General features: G+C 71.0%; 16 protein-coding genes. 7 read left to right on the top strand and 9 right to left on the bottom strand.

What is annotated here, in order from left to right:
• Positions 1-2 precede the first annotated feature (2 nt).
• The gene (locus tag AB0J64_RS35270; protein WP_364036942.1) at positions 3-176 is read right to left on the bottom strand and encodes a hypothetical protein; all 174 of its coding nucleotides are present in this window, start codon (positions 174-176) and stop codon (positions 3-5) included.
• Between AB0J64_RS35270 and AB0J64_RS35265 the strand changes: the two genes are divergently transcribed.
• Positions 144-584, top strand: coding sequence for an SRPBCC family protein (locus tag AB0J64_RS35265; protein ID WP_364036939.1), 441 nt, complete (start codon positions 144-146; stop codon positions 582-584). The two genes, AB0J64_RS35270 and AB0J64_RS35265, sit on opposite strands and share 33 nt — an antisense overlap.
• A gap of 16 nt (positions 585-600) precedes the next feature.
• Here the strand turns inward: AB0J64_RS35265 and AB0J64_RS35260 are convergent, their stop codons facing one another.
• The 3 genes from AB0J64_RS35260 to AB0J64_RS35250 form a co-directional block, all read right to left on the bottom strand.
• Entirely contained in the window at positions 601-2,208 is a 1,608-nt protein-coding gene (locus AB0J64_RS35260; RefSeq protein ID WP_364036936.1) for an AbfB domain-containing protein, read from the bottom strand.
• 68 nt (positions 2,209-2,276) lie between these two features.
• Positions 2,277-4,016 (bottom strand): sigma-70 family RNA polymerase sigma factor, encoded by a 1,740-nt coding sequence (locus tag AB0J64_RS35255; RefSeq protein ID WP_364036933.1) that lies wholly within the window; start codon positions 4,014-4,016, stop codon positions 2,277-2,279.
• 105 nt (positions 4,017-4,121) lie between these two features.
• Positions 4,122-7,016, bottom strand: coding sequence for an AAA family ATPase (locus AB0J64_RS35250; protein ID WP_364036930.1), 2,895 nt, complete (start codon positions 7,014-7,016; stop codon positions 4,122-4,124).
• 235 nt (positions 7,017-7,251) lie between these two features.
• Here AB0J64_RS35250 and AB0J64_RS35245 point away from each other — a divergent pair, with 235 nt between their 5' ends.
• Both AB0J64_RS35245 and AB0J64_RS35240 read left to right on the top strand, forming a co-directional pair.
• Positions 7,252-10,818 (top strand): HAMP domain-containing protein, encoded by a 3,567-nt coding sequence (locus AB0J64_RS35245; RefSeq protein ID WP_364036927.1) that lies wholly within the window; start codon positions 7,252-7,254, stop codon positions 10,816-10,818.
• Between the two features lie 179 nt (positions 10,819-10,997).
• Positions 10,998-11,891, top strand: coding sequence for a HAMP domain-containing sensor histidine kinase (locus AB0J64_RS35240; protein ID WP_364036924.1), 894 nt, complete (start codon positions 10,998-11,000; stop codon positions 11,889-11,891).
• 49 nt (positions 11,892-11,940) lie between these two features.
• Here the strand turns inward: AB0J64_RS35240 and AB0J64_RS35235 are convergent, their stop codons facing one another.
• Both AB0J64_RS35235 and AB0J64_RS35230 read right to left on the bottom strand, forming a co-directional pair.
• Positions 11,941-13,779 carry a DUF4118 domain-containing protein gene (locus AB0J64_RS35235; protein ID WP_364036921.1) on the bottom strand — a complete coding sequence of 613 codons (1,839 nt, stop codon included), beginning with the start codon at positions 13,777-13,779 and terminating at the stop codon, positions 11,941-11,943.
• Between the two features lie 109 nt (positions 13,780-13,888).
• Positions 13,889-14,791: an NmrA family NAD(P)-binding protein gene (locus tag AB0J64_RS35230; protein ID WP_364036918.1), complete on the bottom strand. Its 903-nt coding sequence runs from the start codon at positions 14,789-14,791 to the stop codon at positions 13,889-13,891.
• A 78-nt stretch (positions 14,792-14,869) separates the two neighbouring features.
• Between AB0J64_RS35230 and AB0J64_RS35225 the strand changes: the two genes are divergently transcribed.
• Positions 14,870-15,655 carry a helix-turn-helix domain-containing protein gene (locus tag AB0J64_RS35225; RefSeq protein ID WP_364036915.1) on the top strand — a complete coding sequence of 262 codons (786 nt, stop codon included), beginning with the start codon at positions 14,870-14,872 and terminating at the stop codon, positions 15,653-15,655.
• Positions 15,656-15,725: 70 nt separating this feature from the next.
• Here AB0J64_RS35225 and AB0J64_RS35220 read toward each other — a convergent pair whose 3' ends face one another.
• Complete coding sequence (locus AB0J64_RS35220) at positions 15,726-16,763, bottom strand: TerC/Alx family metal homeostasis membrane protein (protein WP_364036912.1); 1,038 nt, start codon at positions 16,761-16,763, stop codon at positions 15,726-15,728.
• A 405-nt stretch (positions 16,764-17,168) separates the two neighbouring features.
• Between AB0J64_RS35220 and AB0J64_RS35215 the strand changes: the two genes are divergently transcribed.
• Positions 17,169-18,515 carry a cytochrome P450 gene (locus tag AB0J64_RS35215; protein ID WP_364036909.1) on the top strand — a complete coding sequence of 449 codons (1,347 nt, stop codon included), beginning with the start codon at positions 17,169-17,171 and terminating at the stop codon, positions 18,513-18,515.
• 41 nt (positions 18,516-18,556) lie between these two features.
• On the opposite strand, the gene AB0J64_RS35210 is transcribed toward AB0J64_RS35215, so the two are convergent.
• The gene (locus AB0J64_RS35210; RefSeq protein WP_364036906.1) at positions 18,557-19,018 is read right to left on the bottom strand and encodes a MarR family transcriptional regulator; all 462 of its coding nucleotides are present in this window, start codon (positions 19,016-19,018) and stop codon (positions 18,557-18,559) included.
• A gap of 61 nt (positions 19,019-19,079) precedes the next feature.
• On the opposite strand from AB0J64_RS35210, the gene AB0J64_RS35205 reads away from it, so the two are divergent.
• Positions 19,080-19,838 (top strand): SDR family NAD(P)-dependent oxidoreductase, encoded by a 759-nt coding sequence (locus tag AB0J64_RS35205; protein ID WP_364036903.1) that lies wholly within the window; start codon positions 19,080-19,082, stop codon positions 19,836-19,838.
• Between the two features lie 86 nt (positions 19,839-19,924).
• Here AB0J64_RS35205 and AB0J64_RS35200 read toward each other — a convergent pair whose 3' ends face one another.
• Positions 19,925-20,659 carry an MBL fold metallo-hydrolase gene (locus tag AB0J64_RS35200; RefSeq protein WP_364036900.1) on the bottom strand — a complete coding sequence of 245 codons (735 nt, stop codon included), beginning with the start codon at positions 20,657-20,659 and terminating at the stop codon, positions 19,925-19,927.
• A gap of 129 nt (positions 20,660-20,788) precedes the next feature.
• On the opposite strand from AB0J64_RS35200, the gene AB0J64_RS35195 reads away from it, so the two are divergent.
• Positions 20,789-21,688, top strand: a complete 900-nt coding sequence (locus AB0J64_RS35195) for a hypothetical protein (RefSeq protein WP_364036897.1) — start codon at positions 20,789-20,791, stop codon at positions 21,686-21,688.
• The last annotated feature ends 113 nt before the right edge of the window (positions 21,689-21,801 follow it).

Genomic DNA, 21,801 nt, shown 5'->3' with positions numbered 1-21,801 from the left:
GATCAGGCCGTGCGGGAGGAGATCGCCCGGTCGGGGCGCCGGGCCAGCAGCACCCCGAGCGTGGCGTACCCGATGACCAGGTGGCCGCCGATCCCCCCGATACTGGGGAAGATCGCCCATCGACCGCCCCGGGAGGCCGAGCCGTGCCGGAGACCCTGCTGCGTAACGTCTTCCACGTTGCGGCGCCGCCGTCCGCGGTGCTCGCGCACCTGAGCGAGCCGACGAGCTACGTGGGCCTCTCGCCGCTCGTGGTGGAGGTGCGGGACGTGCGGCGGGAGCCGGGACTGTCCCGGTTCGTGTCGGTGGAGCGCTTCCGGTTCCTGGGCTTCCTGAGGTACGACAACCTGATCGAGGTGACGTTGCGCGCCTCCCGCGAGGGCGTCGAGGGCGAGGTGGACAGCCCCGGCGGGGTGCGGCTGGACTACCGGTTCCGGCTGGCCGCCGAGGGCGAGGGGACCGAGGTGGAGGACGTGCTGACGGTGCGGGCGACGTTCGGGCCCCTGCTCCGGTACGCCGCCCGCAAGGCCAGGGAGGTGCAGCTCGCGCGGGCGCAGATCCTCGCGGAACGCGCCCGCACGCTGTGAGCGCCTCCTGGCCGGGTCAGGACGGCGTGACCGGGCGGAACGAGCTGTCCGCGCGGAAGAGAGCCGTGTCCTCGGCCTTGTCCAGGCGGAGCCGGTCGTCGCTGTGGCGGACGAACCGGCCGGGGTAGTTGACCGACTCCAGCCGTACCGACCCCCCGGCCGTGCCCTGCCGGGCGTGGAAGGTCGCGTCGCGCCTGAACAGCGCCGTCCCGTCGTTGGCGTCGAAGCGGATCAGGAAGTCGCGGTGCCGCAGGTAACGGCCGTCCGGGGCTACGAAGGAGTAGCCCTTGGGATCGTCCAGCCCCGGCACCACGCGCAGGGCGAGCGGGCCGGCGCCGATCCGGCCCGTGGCCTGGATGTACGCCTTCGTGCGGTTGACCGGCTCGAACGCCCGCGACACCCCCGTCGCCAGCAGCCCGCCCCCTGCGGCGCGGGTGTAGGTCAGCGTGCCGAAGCCCAGGTGGTCGTACTTGCTGCCGCCGTAGTCGCCGCCTCCGCCTTCGGGGGCCAGACGCTTGCTGTACGCCTCGATGTACGGCACGGCCAGCCCCCGGCGCACTCCGTAGTGGTTGAGCAGCAGCGCCCAGATGGGGTCGGCCGCCCCGCGCCCGGCGGCGGAGATCTCCGTCTGCTGGCGCGGCGCGCACGTCGTGCCCTGTCCCCACTTGTATGTCGTGAACGGCACCTCCTCGCCCAGGTTGTACTTGGCCACGTACTCGGCGCCCTTCATGAACCTGTCGTCGGCGTGGCCGTACAGGTCGACGCCCTGGTTCCAGGCCATCTCGCAGAGCACGCCCATCCACCCGACGCCGACGCTGGTGTGCCCCTGGTCGCGGCCGCTCTCCTGCCACTGTCCGAGCCCGCCCGGGTGCAGGAACGGGACCGCGTTCATGATGGCGCCGTTGCCCTTGCCGTGCTTGAAGTACTCCACCGCCTGGTCCACCTTGGCCCGGTCGTCGGCGAGTACGCCGATGGCGAGGATGGAGGCCATGCTGCACAGGTCCCAGTTGGCCCAGTAGTTGGTGATGCAGGCGCCGTTGTGCTCCCTGAGGAACCGGTCGTTCATCGGGTAGAACACCGTGAGCATCATCGTGGTGAAGCGCTCGAAGTCGAAGCCGGGGTAGCCGCGCATGATCTCGCCGACGTTGGCGAACTGCCAGCCCTGGATCCCGGCCGCCAGGTAGCGGTCGGCGTTGCCGTTGATCGCCTTCAGCCTGGCCGACCAGGCGTTGAGCACGTCGCGGGCGGCGTCGCCGTGGGCCTTCTCGCCGCTGATCTTCCAGCGCAGCGCGTTCTGGTAGGCGGCGGCCACGTCGATGGCGAGCTGGACGTGGTTCGCGCCCGTGCCGCCCCTGACCACCGTCTCGAGCGGCCGTGCCTTCCAGGTGCTCTTGGAGCGGCCGTTGGCGGCCAGCTTGTCCCAGCCGGCCTTCCACGGCTGGGCCCCGGCGGCCACCTGCGCCCGCATCCGGTCGAAGTCCGCCTGCGTGTGCAGCAGGCCGGGATGCTTGAACGCCGCGGCCGACGACACGGCGTCAGCGGGGAGGGCGGGCAGCACAGCGGCGCCCGCTCCCACGGTGACGGCCGCCTTCAGCACGCGTCGGCGGGAGGGCTGCGTGGTCATAGAAGTCCTTTCCCAGGAGTCACTCTCGTCACAGGAGACGGACGCGGGCGGCGCGGATAACGGAAATCTCAGACCCGGCTGCGCTGCGGGACCCGCGCCGGATCCACGGCCCTGGTGACGTACTGCGGGACGGGGGCGCGGTCGTCGCCCGTGTCGCGGGTCAGGCCGTACCGCAGGATGCCCCTGGCCGGGTCGGGCCTGGTGGAGATGTCGTCCCAGACCTCCTTCCAGGTCCTGGGCGCGACGGTGAGGTCGATGTCGGTGCCGCTCTCGTTGTTGTGCAGGGTGACGGCGCCGTCGAGGTAGTAGAACTCGTTCTGCCACATCTGCTGGTGGCCGCCGGGCAGCCGCACGAAGCCGGTCTCGGGCGAGCCCATCCACGTGACGCCTGGCGCCTGCTCGTCGTCCATGCGCCGGCCGCCGCCCGAGGCGACGTGGAACAGCTTGCCCTTCAGCCCGGTCCAGGTGGCGGGCAGGAAGGGGCCGACCCGGTTGCGGTAGAGGATGCCCCACCGGACCTGGACGTAGCCTCGGCCGGTGATGGTGACGTAGTCGCCTCTGTGCGTGATCGACGGGGCTCCGCCGTACCTGGAGTACCCGTGCCTGCCGCCGATCTCGACCGTGCCTGCGGGGCGGCGGGGGAGCGGGGCGGGGGGCCGGTTCCTGGGCGGGGCCTGGTCCGCCGCGTCCACCGTCCGTCCGTACGGGCTCCGCGTCTTCGCGGGCGTCCTCGCGGGCGTCTTCCTGGGCGGGCGCGGCGAGGACACGGGTGAGGACGACGCGATCACCGCTGTGGCCCGCCTGGGCGGGGTCTCGGGGCGCAGGGTCTGGACGACGACCACGCCCGCGGCGATCAGCGTGGCGCCGGCCGCGGTGACCGCGATCGGCTTGGCGGCCAGCGCGGAACCCGTCGCGGCCTTGCCCTTGGCCAGCAGGCCGCCCTTGACCGCCGGGCCCTTGAGCGCGTGCAGTCCGCCCTGGAGCGCCGGCCCCTCGATCGCGTGCAGGGCGGCCGTACGAGCGGCTGCCAGCAGGCCCGCCGCGATGCCCGCGGGGACGGCGACCAGCCCGAGCCCGGCCAGCAGCCGTTCGGCGGGCACCAGGTCGGCGAGGCGGCCGGCGCAGGCCCGGCAGTCGCGCACGTGCCGCGACAGCCGCTTGCGCCACAGGTCGGACGGCACGCCGTTCCAGGTCGCCGCCGTGGCGGCCAGGTCGGGACAGCGGGGCCGGGCCGCGAGCGCGCGCACGACCGCGCGGGCGGTCTCCAGCCGGCCCTTGGTGCGCTGGACGCGTACGGCGGTGTGCTGCTGGCTCGTCCCCAGCGCGGCGGCCAGTTCGGCTCTGGTCAGCTCGCCCGCCACCTCCATCCACCACAGCGCGAGCACGTCGCGGTCGTCGGCGTCGAGCCAGCGGGTGGCCTCCGCGGCCTCCTTGCGCTGCCCGGACAGGCCGAGGCGGGTGACGGTGAGCGCGGCGAAGTCGGAGGCCGCGTCGGCCAGGTCCGGCACCTCGTCCAGGCCGGCGAGGGCGGCGGCCCTGGCCTGCCGCCACTCGCGTACCTGGTTCATGGCGATGGCGACGATCCACGAGCGGAAGCTCTCCGGGTCGCGCAGCCCGGACACGCCGGCCACGACCCTGGCCATCGTCTCCTGCACGACGTCGTCCACGTCGGGGTGGCCGTTCATGGCCCGCCCGGCGATGTTGTACACGAGCGGCAGGTGGCCCCTGACCAGCTCGTCGATCGCGTCGCGATCGCCCTTCCCGGCCGCGAGCACCGTCTCGACGTCGTACGCCGGCCGCGCGTGCATCCATCACCTCGACCCGTGAGCTTCAAACGGCACAAAGCGTGCATTGTTCCATTTGTCGCCCATAGGACGTCAACGCCGACGCCCGCCCGGTACGGCGCCGCGCGATCAGTCGTAGGGACCTGTGTTCGCCGCCGGCTCCTGAGCCGGTTGTTCGGCGGCGTTGCGGGCCAGCTCCACCCGAGAGGTGATGCCGAGTTTGCGGAAGACCTGGCGCAGGTGGAACGAGACCGTGTGGGGAGACAGGAACATCTGCGTGGCCACCTGACGATTGGTGAGTCCCTGGGCGACGAGATTCGCGACACTGCGTTCGGTGTCGGTGAGACTCTCCCATCCTGTGCCGGGCCGGTCCGCGTAGTTCCAGTGGCGGCGGCGTACGCCCAGGTTCCGCAGCCGGGCACGTGCCCGGGCCGCGTCCCGCAGCGCGCCGATCTTCAGGTAGCCGTCGGCTGCCTCGTCGAACCTGGCGATGGCGGCCTTTCTGGCACCGCTGGAGACCCCGTCCGCAGCGCCGACGATCAGCAGGACTCCCAGGTCCTCCGCCGCGGAGGCGGCGCCCCACGGGTCGCTGTAGTGCGCCGTGGCCTGGGCCAGCGCTGTGGCGTCCCCGTGGAGGATGCCGTGCGCGTGGGCGGCCGCGGCGGCGAGAGCGGGGAACCCGGGGTTGTCGTGCGCGATCTGCCGGGCTGTCTCAACGGTGTTCTCGGCGGCCGAGCGGCGCCCGGCGGCCAAGGCGGTACGGGTCATCCAGGCCGCCGCGTTCGGTTCGAGCATGAGCATCCAACGCCGCTTCCTGATGTCCGCGTAGCAGCTGCCGAGAGTTCCCATCGCCCGCTCCGGGCCGCCCTGGGCCTCACCGACCAGCGCGCCGGCCCAGGTGCTCCATACGGACCCGTACATGAGGCCGTGCGCCGCCCGCTGCTTGGCCTCGATGCGCTCGATGTGCTGCGCGGCCCCCTCCACGTTGCCGCGGCGCAACTCGACGATGGCGAGGACGGCCAACCCGAGCAACGCGTACGCGTACGCGCCCACCTCATCGGCGCCCTCCAACCCCACCTCGGCCTCTGCGGCGGCATCGTCGGGGCGGCCGACGGCCAGAGACAGGCAGGCCCGGAAGAACGCCGGGCCGGCGATGTGGCTGGTCGGCCCATAGGCCTCGAAGTCCGCGGCGGCGGCCCTGATGACCCTTTCGGCCTCCGCGTGCCGTCCCACCCCGAAGAGGCAGGAGACCAGGAACAGTCGTGGATGGGCACGCCGGGCGGTGACGGATCCGGTGGCCGCGACGCGGATGGCCTCGTGGACGTCACGGAACGCGTTGGCCGCGCGTGCCTCCTCCCAGGCGATGTGCGCGCTGAGCAGCAGCGCCCCGACCAGCGCGGTGTCCTTGTGCCCCGCGCGGTCGGCGAGGACGGCGTTCGCCCGCGCCCGCCCGCGCCCGAAGTCGTGCAGCCCCAGCAGCCCCTGGAACACCGCGAGCTCAGCGCTGCCGCGCAGCTCGTCGTCGAGGCCGGGCTGCGCGAGCAGGCCCTCGGCCTCGGCCACGGCCTCGGCCGCGCGACCGCTCTGCAGCAGGACGGACGTCAGTTCACACCGCATGCGATCGGTCCACGGTCCGGGCGGCGCTCGCCGCAGCGCCATCTGCGCGCATTCGATCGCTTCAGCGAGCCGTCCCGCGGCCGTCAGTGCCTCCACCGCCGTCGCCGTACGGACGAGAAGATCGGAACCGGCCGGGTCGGTGAGCTCGAGCGCTCGGACGGCGAGATCCACCGCGGACGGCGGCGAGTAGGGCAGCACCGCACGTGCCGCCCGGTCCAGCCCGTCGAGCGCCCGCGTGTCGCCGACCCTGGCGCAGCGCATGAAGTGCGCGGCCGCGGGCACGAGCGCGCCGCGTTGCAGCAGCATGCATCCGGCCTGTCGCTGCAGTGCCGTGCGGACCGGCTCGGAGATCATGTCCGTTACGGCCTGCCACAGGAGATCGTGCCGGAACGTCAGCCGGTCCACCGCGGGCACGATGATGCCCGCGCGGACCGCCTCAGCGAGCCCCGGCAGCAGTCCGTCGAGCGGCTCGCCGAGCATCTCGGCGAGGTCGTCCACGGAGAACGAGCGGCCCAGGATCCCGGCCACCTGGAGCAGCTGCCGGGTCGACGCGGACAGGTTCACCAGAGGGCTTCGCGCGCTCACCTGAACGCGCGCCGTCGAGATCAGCCGGGCGCTGCCCGCGGCGATCTCGACCGCGCCGTCGAGCTTCCACGTTCTCAGCAGCTCGACGAGCAGGAACGGGTTCCCCTTCGCTGCTGCCGCCATCTGCAGGATGTCCGGCCCGGGCGGCGCGCCGAAGGCGTCGGCGGCGATCTCGGCCACCGCCAGATCGTCCAGCGGCCCGAGGACGACCCGGTCGGCGCCCTCCCGCTCCAGCAGTTCGTACAGTCCCTCCACGCTGGGATCACCGACCCCGCTGGTGCGGGCCAGAATCCACCCCAGCGGATACGAGGCGAGTTCGGGCAGCAGTGACCGGAGCACCAGCTGCGTGGTCGGATCGGCCCAGTGCAGATCGTCCAGAGTGATCAACATCGGGCCCTGTCCGACCCGTTCCTCCAGAAGGGCGCGTAGCCGCTCCACCAGGGACAGTCGAAGATCGGCCGCCTCGGCGCACGGCACCCCCGGCAGTGGTGTGGGGTCCAGCGACGTGAGCGCCGGCTCGTCGAACGCCGTCGCCAGCGGTGCCAGGGGCGCCAGGCGTCCGAGTTCGTCGGCCGCGCCGTGGGCGACCGCGATGTCGGTCCGCGCGGCGGCCTCGGTGGCCTTGTGGAGCAGCTGGGTCTTGCCCATCCCCGACCCGCCCTCGACCAGCACCATGGCGCCCCGGCCGGTCTCGATGGCGCGCAGGAGAGCGGCGACGGGGCGCCATTCACGGCCCCGGCCACGCCAGCCGGGCCTGGACAACGGTGCCTCGGTGTCCTCGTCGGCGATATGTGGGCGGCTTTCCTCCCAATTCACCCCCATATGCACATCAGACAACGGACCCAGGTGCGCGCGCAACATTCCCGGGTCTCATCCGCTGCGGTGAGCGGCGACTTCTATATGAACCCTAGAAGCCGACATTGCAGGAATATGGGATAGGTAAGGTCGGCGAATGCCATCTAAATCCCATGCAATAGGAAAGAACGGCAAAAGGGGTAAATATTGGTATACCGTGGATAACTTCGACAGACGGGCATCGACGAAGGAGGGCACGTCGATGGGTGTCCAACGTGCCACCGTTTCTTCCCATGCGATTCGTTCGGTCGAGTTGCGCCCGCTGCTGGCGGCGATGGAGGCCCTGCGCGACGGGGACTTCCGCGTCAGGTTGCCGATGGACCACGATGGCATGCCTGCCGAGCTCGCCGCCGTCTTCAACCAGATCGCCGACCGCAATCTGCACTTCGCGGAGGAGCTGAGCCGGGTCCGCCGCGAGGTCGTACGTGAGGGCCGCCTCGACGAGCGGCTGGCCGACAGCCCCGGCCAGGGCGCCTGGGCGGCGACCGTAGGTGCGGCCAACTCCCTGGTCGACGTGCTGGTCGTCCCGACCGCCAACGCGACGCGCGTCCTGGAGGCGGTCGCCGGGGGCGACCTGACCCAGCGGGTGGATCTGCACGACGACAGCCGGCCGCTGCGCGGCAGCCTGCGCCGGCTCGGGCAGACCGTCAACCAGATGGTCGACCAGTTGTCACTGTTCACGGGCGAGGTGACCCGGGTGGCCCGCGAGGTCGGCGCGGAAGGACGCCTCGGCGGGCGCGCCAAGGTCAACGGCCTGACCGGCAGCTGGCGGGACGTGACGGAGGCCGTCAACACGATGGCCGCCAGGCTCACCGCCCAGGTACGGGACATCGCGGTGGTGACGACGGCCGTGGCCCGTGGTGATCTGACCCGGTCGGTCACCGTCGAGGCGACGGGTGAGCTGCTGGAGCTGAAGCTCACCGTCAACACGATGGTCGATCAGCTGTCGGCCTTCGCCGACGAGGTCACCCGCGTGGCTCGCGAGGTCGGGACCGAAGGACAACTGGGTGGCCAGGCGCAGGTCCGCGGTGTGTCGGGCGTGTGGAAGGGCCTCACCGACAACGTGAACTTCATGGCACTCAACCTCACCACCCAGGTCCGCAACATCGCCGAGGTGACGACGTCCGTCGCCAACGGCGACCTGTCGAAGCAGATCACCGTTGACGCTCAGGGTGAGATCCTGCAGTTGAAGAACACCGTCAACACGATGGTCGATCAGCTGTCGGCTTTCGCTGACGAGGTCACCCGGGTGGCGCGTGAGGTCGGCACGGATGGACGGCTGGGCGGGCGCGCGCATGTCCGCGGCGTGTCGGGGGTGTGGAAGGACCTCACCGACAACGTCAACTTCATGGCGGACAACCTCACCTCCCAGGTGCGTAACATCGCTCAGGTCGCCACCGCCGTGGCCCAGGGAGATCTGGGCAAGAAGATCGATGTTGACGCGCGCGGCGAGATCCTGGAGCTGAAGTCGACGATCAACACGATGGTGGACACGCTGTCGTCGTTCTCGTCCGAGGTGACCCGCGTGGCGCGCGAGGTCGGCACCGAGGGCAACCTGGGTGGCCAGGCGCAGGTCCGCGGCGTGTCCGGGGTGTGGAAGGACCTCACCGACAACGTCAACGAACTCGCACTCAACCTCACCACCCAGGTCCGCGCCATCGCCGAGGTGACCTCCGCCGTCACGCAGGGTGACATGTCCCGCACCATCACCGTGGAGACCCGCGGCGAGGTCTCCGAGCTGAAGGACAACATCAACCAGATGGTCTCCAACCTCCGGGAGACCACCCGAGCCAAGGACTGGCTGGAGTCCAACCTCACCCGCCTGGCCGGGCTGATGCAGGGCCACCGCGACCTCACGGAGGTCGCCGACCTGGTGCTGCGCGAGCTCACCCCGCTGGTCAACGCGCAGTACGGTGCGTTCTTCCTGGCCGACACGGACTGCGAGGGCGGACCCGGGAGGGGGCTCGCCTACATCGCCGGTTACGGCTCGGAGGGGCGAACCGTCGACACCACCGGGATGCCGGGTCCCGGCCTCGTGCAGCAGGCCGTCCGGGAGAAGAAGCGCATCCTGATGGCGGACGCCCCGCCCGACTACATCACGATCCGCTCGGGCCTCGGGGAGAGCACGCCGACGAGCGTCGTCATCATCCCGATCCCCTTCGAGGACAAGGTGCTCGGCGTCATCGAGCTGGCCTCGTTCAGCCGCTTCTCCGACGTGCACCTGGCCTTCTTCGACCAGTTCGTCGACACCATCGGTGTCGCGATCAACACCATCATCGCCAACTCGCGGACGGAGGCGCTGCTCAGCGAGTCGCAGCGGCTGACGACCCAGCTCCAGGACCGCTCCAAGGAGCTCCAGAGGCAGCAGGCCGAGCTGCAACGCTCCAACGAGCAGCTTGCGGAGAAGGCGGCACTGCTGTCATCGGCCTCGCAGTACAAGTCGGAGTTCCTGGCGAACATGTCGCACGAGCTGCGCTCCCCGCTGAGCTCACTGCTCATCTACGCCCGGCTCCTGGCCGACAACGCCGAGGGCCACCTCTCCTCCGAAGAGGAGCAGTTCGCGCAGAACATCTACTGGTCGGGATCCGATCTGCTGCAGCTGATCAACGACATCCTCGACCTGTCGAAAGTCGAGGCCGGCCGGATGGACATCCGGCCGAAGTACCTTCCGCTGGCCAGGCTGCTCGACTACGTGAACGCCACGTTCCGGCCCATCGCCACGGAACACGGGCTCGACTTCGACATCGAGGTGTCCGAGGACGCGCCTCATGATCTCTACTCCGACGGGCAGCGGCTCCAGCAGATCCTGCGTAACCTGCTCTCCAACGCGTTCAAGTTCACCTCAGAAGGCCATGTCAAACTGCGCCTGGAACGAGCCGCCGACATCGACGACGAGTCTCTGGGCCCGGCCGAGAACGTCATCGCCTTCACCGTCGAGGACACCGGCATCGGCATCCCGTCCGAGAAGCTCACCACCATCTTCGAGGCGTTCGAGCAGGTGCACGGTCCCGGCGGCCACACCAGCGGCACCGGTCTCGGCCTGTCCATCAGCCGAGAGCTCGCCGGCCTGCTCGGCGGCAAGATCGTGGCCGAGAGCGGGCTCGGCCGGGGCAGCAAGTTCACGTTGTACGTACCCGTCGTCCCTCCGCTCCCTGAGGATCTGAGCGAACAGCCTCCGGACCAGACGGAGGCGGCGACGTTCGCACCCACGCAGACGAAGCCCGGCCCTGCGGAGCCCACGCCCGGGGAGCCGCGGCCCGTCGTCGCCGTGCCCGACGGCCACCCGATCGAGCCGGCCGCCCAGCGTGGCCCCGCCGACCGTACGGTCCGGCCCGACGGGACGGACGAGCGGAAGAGCGGCCCACCGGCGGACCCGCTGTCGGGCGCCCAGGTCCTCATCGTCGACGACGATGTGCGCCTCGTCACGGCACTCACCCACGTCCTCGGACGGGCGGGGATGTCGGTGCTGCACGCCCCGAACGGCGAGGAGGGCATCGAGGTGCTCACACGCCACCCGCAGGTGTCGCTCGTCCTGATGGACATCATGATGCCGGTCATGGATGGCTACGAGGCCATGCGAGCGATCCGTAGCGATCCCCGTCACGTCGATCTGCCGATCATCGCGCTCACCGCCAAGGTCATCGCGGGGGAGCGGGAGAGGGCGATCGCCGCCGGCGCCAACGAGTACGTCCATAAGCCGGCCGATGTGAACCTGCTGCTCAGCGTCGCCCGGGACCTGCTGGACACGGACGGCGCCGAAAGGCAGTGACTGAACGCCCGTCATGTGACTCCAGAGGCCAGGGCGGGTACCCACACCGGATTCCTCTCACTGACCTGCACAGATGTGTGATGTGCGACGCCGGGGCGTCGATGAAGAATGGACCTGTAGCTCAGCTCCGGCACCAGCAGGCTTGGGCGAAATGAGGATGCCCCGCAATGGATCGCCTGATGAAGCTGCGTCAGTACGTGGACACGCTCGGCACCCCGGGAACCGCGAACGGCGACGCGAACAAATGGCCCATGCACGACGAACTCCTGACGTTTCCCGGGGAGGACGAGGTCACCCGGCTCACCCGGTCTGTCACTCGCTGCATGGGACGGCTGGAGCAGGCGCTCCAGCGACAGCGCCGGTTCGCCTCCGAAGTCTCACATGAGCTCCGCAATCCCATCGCCGCGTTGCGCGTCCGGCTGGAGGAGGCGCAACTGCACCCAGGCCAGACGCGCATGGACGACCTCATCGAGCACGCACTGGCCGATGTCGACCGGCTGGAGGCGATCGTCACCGACCTGCTCCTGCTGTCACGGATCGAGGCGACGGGCAGCGAGAGCAGGTCCAACGGCGCCAGGATGCCGGAGGCGGTCGACCTGGCGGAGTTGGTGACCTCGGAGTCCTGCCGCCGGGTGGACCGGCTGGGCAGCAAGCTGAAGCTCGCGCCCGGGGTGATCGTCATGGGCATCCGCAATGAGCTCGTCCGGGTGCTCACCAACCTGCTGGACAACGCCCAGCGCCATGCGGTGCGCGAGGTGGAGGTCGAGGTCAGTCGCAACGGACACAGCGCCGAACTGATCGTCTCCGACGACGGCGACGGGATCGCTGAGGTAGACAGAAAGCGAATCTTCGAGCGGTTCGTCCGGCTTGACGCCTCGTGGCAGCGCGACCGCAACGGCACCGGACTCGGCCTGGCGATCGCGCGTGAGATCGCCCAGGTCCATCACGGCACCATCGAGGCGGGCAGGTCCGTCAGCGGCGGAGCCCGCTTCGTGCTCCGCCTCCCACTGGCCGATCACCTGGCGTTGTCCGGGCAGGCCCTCTTGTATGACCGTGCAAATGGATCGCGCTGAAAGACCTGCGGGCCCCATAGAGGGCGCGCAGCCACCGTTCAGTGGGCGGTCATCGGCCTGACGGGATCGTTGCGGTGAGCAAGGTGCCGTGCCGGGCAGGGCTGTCGATCTCGAAGGTGCCGCCGAGTGCCTGGATCCGGTCGCCGAGCTTGATGAGCCCTGCGCCGTTGGTGGGGTCGGCCCCGCCGATGCCGTCGTCGCGGACCGCGACCCGGACCTTCGTGCCCTTCATGTCCAGCTCCACGCAGATGATGGAGGCGCGGGCGTGCTTGGCCACGTTGGTCAGCGCCTCGAAAACGAGGTCGTACACGATCGCCTCGATGCGCTCCGGCAGTCGGCCCTCGACGGCCATGACCAGCTCGACCGGGACGACCGAGTGGCGAGCGAGCATCGTCAGCGCGGGCTCGAGACCGCTCTTGGACAGGATGGCCGGATGGATGCCGCGGGAGAGCGCCCGCAGGTCCTGGATGACGAGCGCCATGCCTTCGCCGATATGTTCCAGCCGTTCCCGCAGCTCGACCAGGTCCTCCGGGACCAGGTCCGCCACGGTGCGAAGAGCGCGGCCGACCTCGATCAGGCGCTGCTCGGCTCCGTCCTGCAGGTCGCACTCGATCTGGCGGCGCGCCTCGTCGGAGGCGGCGACCACGCGCGCCCGTGAGGCGGCGAGCTCGTCGCGCGCCTGTGCGTTGGCCACGGCGGTCGTGACCAACTCGGTGAAGTCGAGCATGCGTTCTTCCACGGACTGCTCGGCGGCCTCCAAGGCATGGAAGAGAGCGATCATCACCCCCCACGGCTGACCCTCGACAGTGATCGGGATGCCGACGGCGGATACGACCCCTATGGCGCGGGACCAGTCCGCGAGCTGACCGGCGATGTCCTCCGTGATCTGTATCCGTTCCGGGCGCCCCGCCCGTGTCACGAGGCTGGCGATGCTGTGGTTCTCCAGCGGCCAGTTCGACCCCACCGTCGGCATCTGGGCGGAGCCGTCCTTGGCCCAGACGCTGACCAGCACGACCGTGGGGCCGGTGTCGTAGCGTTCGAGGAGCGCGAAGTCGGCCTTGACGATGCGGCCGACTTCGCCCGCGACGGCGTCGAAGATCTCCGAGGGCCGGACTCCATGGGCCACCAGCGTGGCGACGCGCCGCAGCGCCGCCTGCTCCTCGGCGAACCGGCACAGCTCGTCGCGGCTCGTCTCCAGCGCCTGGCTGATGGCCTCTCGCTCGTGGGCCGCATGCAGCAAGGCCTCCAGTGAGGGCACCACGCGTTCGTTCAGCCGGCGCGTCAGGCCCTGCGGGAGGTCCTTCGGCACGGTCAGCGTGCCGAGCCGGTTGCCGCTGACCGTCAGCGGCAGCGCCACGTGCTGCCCGTCACCTGCCACCGTCGCGGTCTCGATGGCGAGAAACGGCAGGCCCAGGGCGCGGCCCAATTGCTGAGCGGCCACCGGCAGCGCCGATCGCAGGTGCTCGGTGCGCAGGAGCAGCCTGGCGATCTGCGCGTCCAGGTCGGCGTCGCTGCGCCGCGCCTCAGCCTCGACGGCCAGAGATCGCAGCAATACCGCGCCCCAGCCGGCCAGCAGCGCCACGGTGAGGAAGATGACCAGCGGTATCCAGCTCCAGACCGTGAAGGCGGCGGTGGGAGTAAGCAGGACGTAGTCGAGGATGACGCCGCTGGCGATGGCGGCCAGAACACCCAGCACCGGGCCGAACAGGAACGACACCACAAGAACGCCGAGAACGTAAACCGGCCCCATTGTGCTCGCCGGGATGTGCCGCGACAGGAAGTAGCCCAGAAATGTTTCGGCTGCGACGATCGACGCACTGACGAGAATCGCCATGGCCAAGGACAACCGAATCGGGCGCAGCAGCAGCGTTGCTATACGCTCCACCATATTTTTAGGCTACTCATAAGGGACAAAGCTGCCGCAAAGGTCCAGCGCTATATCCTGAGTCATTCGTCCGGCGGGGTAGATAGCCATTCTGATCCTGGCAAAATTCCCATCAACCGCCGTAGCCGGACGGGTGCGCAGTGGAGAGCAGGCCCGCCCGCAGCGCCCCCGCGTTGGCGGCCAGGAACTGCGCGAACGTGCGGGGCGCGCGACCGGTGAGGTCCCGCACCGCGGTCGTGGTGGCCGCCAGCGAGCCTGCCGCGACGTTCCCGGACAGCTCGGCGACGTCGTCGGCGAACCGCGCGGGCAGCCCCTGGGAGCGCAGCGCGGCGGCCAGGTCGTCCGGAGACACCTCCACGTGCCCGACCGCCCGGCCCAGGGCCGCCGAGAGCTCCCGCGTGATCTCGGCCGCGGTGAGCGCCTGCGGGCCCGTCAGGACGTACGTCTCCCCGAGGCCGCGCGCTCCGGTCAGCAGGGCGGCGGCGCAGGCGGCGATGTCATGGCAGTCGATGTACGACACGCCGGCGCCTCCGTACGCGTCCATGAGCCTGCCGTCGGCGGTGAAGGCGCCGGCCCCGGTGATGAAGTTCTGCATGAAACCGCTCGGCCGCAGCATCGACCAGCCGAGCCCGGACGCCTTCAGGTACTCCTCGATCTCCCAGTGTGCGCCCTCGGCCAGCCGCCCGCCCCGGCGGGCGCCCCAGACCGACACCTTCACCACCCGAGACACGCCGGCGGCCCGCGCCGCGTCGATGGCCGCCTTCTGCTGGCGGATCATCGGCTGTTCGCCGTCGACCGGCTGGGCGCCGCCGGCGTTGAGGAAGAGGCGGTCCACGCCGTCCATGGCGGCGGCCAGCGAGGCGGGCTCGTCGAAGTCGCCGACCACGACGTCACAGCCCAGGGCCCGCCCCTTGGCCGCGTCGCGGACCAGCGCCCTGACGGGTGCCCCTTGATCGAGCAGGAGGCGTACGAGGTGCGTGCCGATGGATCCGGTGGCTCCGGTGACCAAGATCATGTGGCGTCCTTCCGATAAACTGAGGCGACCTCGAGTAAACATATCTCGAGGCTGCCTCGAATTACTAGGGACCCCTGTATGACCGCCTCCCGCCGGCCCCGCGCCGACGCCCGCCGCAACTACGAGCGCCTCCTGGCCGAGGCCGACGCCGCCTTCAAGGAGCGCGGCGTCGAGGCCAGCCTGGAGAGCATCGCCCGCCGTGCCGGAGTGGCCATCGGCACGCTCTACGGCCACTTCCCCAGCCGCCGCGCCCTGGTCGGCGCGCTGCTCCGCGAGCGCAACGAGGCCCTCTTCGAGCTGGGCGACCGGCTCCTGACCGCCGCCCCGGCCGCTGCCCCCTCGCGCAGCGCCCCCTCGGGCACCGGCCCGGCCGCTGCGGCGCTGGACGCGCTTGCCGTCTCGGGTGCCGGCTCGGCTGATGCGCTTGCCGTCTCGGGTGCCGGCCCGGCTGATGCGCTTGCCGTCTCGGGTGCCGGCCCGGCTGATGCGCTCGCCGCCTGGGTCCGGGCGGCGACGGCGCATGCCGCCACCTACAGCGGCCTGGCCTCACTGCTGGCGGACGGCCTGGACGACGAGGCGTCGGAGCTGCACGACTCCTGCCTGCGCATGGCCGGGATCGGCGAACGGCTGATCGCGCGGGCGCGCGAATCCGGCGCCGTACGGGCCGACGCGACAGGCGCGGACGTGACCGCGCTCACCTCCGCGGCCGCCTGGCTGCACGAGCACGTGTCGCCCCCGGCCGCCGACCGCCTCATCGCCGTCACCCTGGACGGCCTGGCGGCCCGCCGTCAGCCGGTTGCGCCCGCGACCCCGCGTGCCATCCGCCGCGAAGCCTTCGACCCGGGCCTTGGGCCCAGGCTTTGAGGGCTCCACCGCGAAGCCTGGGCCCAAGGCCCTTGGCCAAGGCCCGGAGGGTCGTGCGCGGTCGACGCGTTCAGGCGTCGCGCCGGGTGTCGGCCGGCTCGTGCTCGGGAGCCCCGGCGTCGTCGCCGCCTTCGGGCGCCGGAGCGGCGTGCCTGCCGGCGTACAGGCTGGTGAGCGTGACGGTGAGCAGGACGGCGACGATGACGCCCAGCGAGGCCATGGTGGGGATCTCCGGGACCCACGCCCACAGGCCGTGCGCCCAGTGCAGGACCAGCTTGACGCCGATGAGCGCCAGGATGGCGGCCAGGCCGTAGTTGAGGTGGCGCAGCTTGGTGAGCGCGCCGCGCAGCACGAAGTACAGGGCCCGCAGGCCGAGCAGCGCGAAGGCGTTGGTGGCGAAGACCAGGAAGGGGTCCGCGGTCACCCCGTACACGGCGGGCACCGAGTCGACGGCGAAGACGATGTCGGTGGCGAACACCGCCACGGTGGCCAGGGCCAGCGGAGTGATCGCCAGGCGGCCCTGCTCGCGCACCACCAGCCGGAACCCGCGGTAGTCGCCGGTGACCGGGACGAAGCGGCGCAGCAGCCGTACGCTGCGCATGGAGGAGACGTCGACCGCCTGGTCGTCGCCCTTCACCACCTTGACCGCGGTGGCGATCAGGACCGCCCCGAACAGCAGGAACGCCCACGTGCCGCTCTGCAGCGCCGCGGCTCCCAGCGCGATGAAGACCGCCCGCAGCACCAGTGCCCCGACGATGCCGTACAGCAGCACCCGCTGGGTCAGCTCCCGCGGCACCGCGAACGCCGACAGCAGCAGCATGAACACGAACAGGTTGTCCACCGACAGCGACTTCTCCACCACGTACCCGGTGAAGAAGTCGACCGCCGTCCCGGTGCCGAAGGCGCCCCACAGGTACGCGCAGAAGCCCACCGGCAGCACCAGATAGAAGACCGACCAGGCCACGGCCTCGCGCATGCGCACCTCGTGCGGGCGCCGGGTCAGCACGACGTCGACCGCCAGCAGCAGGACCAGACCGGCCACAGTGATCGCCCACAGACCGGGTGACGCGATGGTGCCCTGATCGGGCGCAACCAGAAGTGTCCCCATGGACATGAAACCTCCTCGAACGTGCTCAGCCGTTCGAGGTCTCCTTCACCCGGGGGTGCGGGCGGCCGTCCGGGGACGCGGGTGCGTCCGTACTGACCGGATCGACGCTTGGGAAGTACTCCCCTCGCTTGCCTCAGGGTAGGACAAATCCGGCCAATGAGCCACTATGCCGGGAGCACGTAGCGTCCGCACTTCGAGACGGTGAGTATATTTGGCTCTTGCGGTGATCGGCGCTATGCGTGATGCTTGCAGACCTCTTAAGCGAATCGGCCGAAAGCTCCCAGAGCGCGTCACTCGTGCCGTGACATATGCAGCGACGTTGCGAGGGGGCGGCAACCAGAGAGGTAGTTCATCCCCGTGATCAACGGCCCGTGGCCCCAGCAGCCCGCAGAAACCCTGGAGTCGATGTCCGTAGAACCGCTGCTGACCAGGGAGTATGACGCGGACCCCGCACTCGTCCACGAACGCCTGCGCGGCAGGTACGGCCCGGTTGCCCCGCTCGATCTCCTCGGTGTGCCGGTCTGGTTCGTCCTCGGCTACGAGGAGGTCCTCAACGTCCTGCAGAACAAGGGCGGCATCTGGAGCAAGCATGTGGACAGGTGGCGGGCGAGCGCGGAGGGCCGGATCCCGGCTGACTGGCCCCTGCTGCCCGTCTTCCAGATCAACAACTCGGCGTTCTCGGAGGGCGCCGCGCAGCGCCGGTTCCGCGCCGCGTGGACGCAGGCGCTGGCGCCGTTCCAGGACCAGTCCCACCCGCAGGCCCAGCTGTTGGAGCGGGACATCGAGCAGTACGCCGACGACCTCATCGGCGTGCTGGCGGAAGGCGGCTCCGCAGGGTTCGCGGATCTGGCGGCGCAGTACGCCAGGCCGCTCCCGTTGATGGTCGCCAACCGCATGCTCGGCTTCACCGCCGAGCGCGGCGAGGAGGTGGTCATGGACATCTGGCGGTTGGTCGACGCGGGGCCGGATGCGGCGGCGGCGTTCGAGCGCCTGTACGCGGCCATGACGGAACTCGCGGCGACCGTGCGGGAACGCCCCGGCGACGATCTGGCCTCGTACATGATGGCGGCCAACCCGGACTTCACGCTGGACGAGCTGGCTCGCGAGCTGCTCATGCTGCCCGGTCTGCTCGACTTCACCGCGAGCCTGGTCTGCAACGTGGTCGTCGAGGTCGTCTCCAATCCCGACGTGCGGGCCAGCCTGTCGGTCGGCGCGATCGACGAGACGGTGAACCGGGTCGCCCTGCTCAACCCGCCCATGGCCAACCTGACCTTCCGTTTTGCGAGGGCGGACGTGAAGATGGGCAACTACACGATCGCCGCGGGCGACGCGGTGATGCTCTCCGTCGCGGGCGCCCACGCCGATCCGCGGTTCGCGGGCGCGCTCGATCGGCAGGCCATCCGCAGCACCCGGGCGCACCTGGCCTGGGGAGCGGGGCCACACAGCTGCCTGGGGCAGCGGCTGGCGGTTCAGATCGCCACGACCGCCGTGCGCCGCCTCTTCGCCCGGCTCTCCAAGGTCAAGCTGGCGCTCCCGGCCGACCAGCTGCCCTGGCGTCCCTCTCCCTTCATGCGGGCGCTGCGCTCGCTGCCCGTCCAGTACGAGCTCGCCGAGAGCTACGTCCCCACCGGGGGCCGCGGCACGGACGGCGGCGTGCCGGCGGCACCTCCGGCGCCGGCGGATGAGGCCGGGCAGACGGCGTCACGTTCCGGGCTGTGGGGCTTCCTGCGGGGGCTGCGCCGCGGACGATGAGAAGGCGGCCGGTCCCGGGCGCGCCCGTGGGACCGGCCGGCTCACTCCTCGGCCAGGACGTCGTCGCCGACGATACGGCGGAGCCGGTCGTTGGCCTGCTCGAGCACCGTGAGCGCGATCTCGCGCCACTCCTCGCCCGTCTCGCCCAGGGCCTCCTCGGCCAGCTCCGCCCATGCGCGTTCGATGGCGGGCACCAGAGCGTGGCCGGCCTCCGTGGCCAGGATGCGCACCTGGCGGCGGTCGCCGGGCACCGGCTCCCGCCGGAACCAGCCGCCGCCCTCCAGCCGGGCCAGGGTGCGGGTCGCGGTCGGCGGCTCGATCGAGAGCCGCGTTGCGAGCTCCTTGACGGTCATGCCCTCCGGCTCCTGGGTCAGGAGCCACAGCAGCACATCCTGGCCTGGGTGCAGCCCGATCGCCGCGAGCTTGCGCGCCTTGGCGACGCGGTAGAGCTTGCTCATCTTGTTCAGCGCCCGGTTGATGCGCCCCACTTCACTGGCATCCACACCTTCACCCTACCGGTGTATAGTCGGCTAATAAGTAGTCGGCTAACTATTGGAGATACTGATGGATCTCGGACTCAACGGCAGGGTCGTGCTGGTCACCGGGGCGTCGGGCGACATCGGCCGCGCGATCGCCAGGGCGTTCGCGGCGGAGGGGGCGTTGGTCGCCGCGGGCTGGCACAGCAACGAGGAGCGGGCGCTCGCCCTCGTCGACTCGATCAACCAGGCGGGCGGGAAGGCGATCACCGTTCGGACCGACCAGCATGACCCGGGGTCGGCGCAGGCGGCGGCGCGCCAGGTCGAGCGGGAGCTCGGCGACGTCGCGGTCCTGGTGGCGAACGCCGTCGCCTGGCCGGTGGCGGCGCCCGAGACGTGGGAGACCCTGACCGGGGGACTCACCGCGAACGTGGCGGGGACGCTCGCGCTGGTCGACGCCGTGCTCCCCGGCATGCGGAGCGCCGGATGGGGGCGGTTGGTGCTGATCTCGTCCGATGTGGTGGACCAGCCGCTACCGGCGGGGGTGGCGTACCCGGCCGCCAAGAGCGCGCTGGAGACGGCGGCGAAGGTGCTCGCCGTACGGGAGGCCCGGCACGGCATCCTCACCAACGTCGTACGGCCGGGCTTCACGCTGACGGAGAAGGCGCTGACCTGGCCCCAGTTCGGGCAGGAGGTCGTGGACGCCGAGGGGGCGAAGACGCCGACGGGGCGCATCTGCACGCCGGAGGACGTCGCGTCCGCGGTCGCCTATCTGGGCTCGGCCGCGAACGGGCACGCCAACGGCGAGGTGCTCTCGGTGGCGGGCGGGCGGCACCTGACGCGCTAGCCGTCGTCGTCGCGTGCCGCCGCCCCCGGCGACGACGGTCACGTACGCGACGGGCACCTCGCCCTCACCAGCACGTGAAGGGAGGATCACAGGTCGAGGGTCATGCCGTCGTACGCGGCGGGCAGATCCGTGTCGGCGAGCCTGGCCAGCATCGACGGGGACATGTGCGTCAGCACGACGCGGTCGGCGCGCAGCTCGTCCAGATGCGCGCGCAAGGTCCGGTAGTCCAGGTGATAGCGGATCGGCCGGTCGTACGTGTAGGACTCGACGGCGAACAGGCTCGCCCCCCGGGCCGCCTCGGCGAGCGCCGGCGTCCACTCGGTGTCGCCGGAGTAGGCGAAGGCCGACTCGTCGTCCTCCACCCGTACGGCCAGCGGCGGCGCACCGCATTCGTGAACGACCTGCCACGCCCGGATCGTCAACCCGTGGAACTCCGACGGCGACCCGTCCGCGGGCAGCTCGCGCACCTCGACCTTGAAGCGCCGCGTGACCCGGCTGGAGCCGGGATAGAGCGTCTCCATGGCCTGGGTGAGCCGCTCGCCCGTGCCCGCGGGGCCGAACACGTGCAGCGGCTTGGTCCGCCGGCTGAACTGACCGTCGAGCACGAGGAACGGCAGACCGCCGAAGTGATCGCCGTGCAGGTGGGAGATCACCACGGCGTCGACCGACTGCGGATCGACGGCCTGGGACTTCAGCGCCGTCAGGCTGGTGGCCCCGCAGTCGACCAGCAGCGCGCGGTCGCCGGACGTGACGCTGACGCACGTCTGGAACCTGCCGCCGCTGCCGAACGCGTCCCCACTGCCGACGAAGCGCACCCGCATCCGATGATCGTCGCACGCCCCGATGGTCACTCGCAAAGGCCGGCCGCGCGGGCCCGGCCCGGGTCAAAAGGCGACCATGAAGGATCGGTCTCCAGGGCGCCGCGCGTTCCGGCGCCTAGTCTCGTCCCCATGACGATCGATGTGAATGCCTGGCTCCCCGACCCCGGACGCTCGACCCTCGCCGTCGCCCCGCCGGAAACCGCGGCCGGTCACTGGGCGGGCGCGCCCAGCGCGGTGGCCGGCGACGCGTGGATCTACCTGGCGTACCGGCTGCGCAGGCCCGTGGGGGAGGGGCGCGGTCACGCGGTCGTCGTGGCGCGCTCGGGCGACGGCGAGCGTTTCGAGACGCTGCTGACCATCGGCAGGGAGGAGATGGACGCCGAGTCCCTGGAGCGCCCCTACCTGGTGCCGACCCCGGACGGGCGCTGGCGCCTCTACCTCAGCTGCGCCACCCACGGCACCAAGCACTGGCGGATCGAGGCGATCGACGCGGGCGACCCGGCGGGGTTCGACTCGCGACTGCGTACGACCGTGCTGCCCGGCGACCCCAAGACCGGCGTCAAGGACCCGGTGATCGTGCAGCGGGACGGCACCTGGCACCTGTGGGCCTCCTGCCACCCGCTGGCCGACCCCGACGAGGCCGACCAGATGGTGACCCGGTACGCCACCAGCGAGGACGGCCTGTCCTGGGCCTGGCACGGCACCGCGCTGAGCGGGCGGCCCGGCCACTGGGACTCGCGCGGCACCCGGGTGAGCGCCGTCCGGTTCACGGACGAGGGAGTGGTGGCCTTCTACGACGGCCGGGCGAGCGCCGCCGAGAACTACGAGGAGCGCACCGGCGTCGCCACCGGCACGGACCCGGCCGCCCTCGAGGCGACGGGCGACCGGCCCGCCGCGGAGTCGCCCCACGCGGGCGGCGGCCTGCGCTACCTGGACCTCGTGGACCTGCCGGGAGGCGGCACCCGCCTCTACTACGAGTACACCCGCGCCGACGGCGCACACGAGCTGCGAACCGAGCTGCGCGCCTGACCGACGACGCGAACAGGCGCCATCGCCCCGCTCACTCCACCACACAGGGACCGCAGCCCACGTCGGCGGCGCCGCGGCCTGATCCCTTCCCCGGGTCCCGGGTGCCGGGTGCG

Source organism: Nonomuraea sp. NPDC049695, assembly GCF_040674955.1.
Lineage (GTDB): Bacteria > Actinomycetota > Actinomycetes > Streptosporangiales > Streptosporangiaceae > Nonomuraea > Nonomuraea helvata.
Note: the sequence above shows the minus strand (reverse complement) of the source record. Positions and strands in the feature narration are given on the sequence as shown.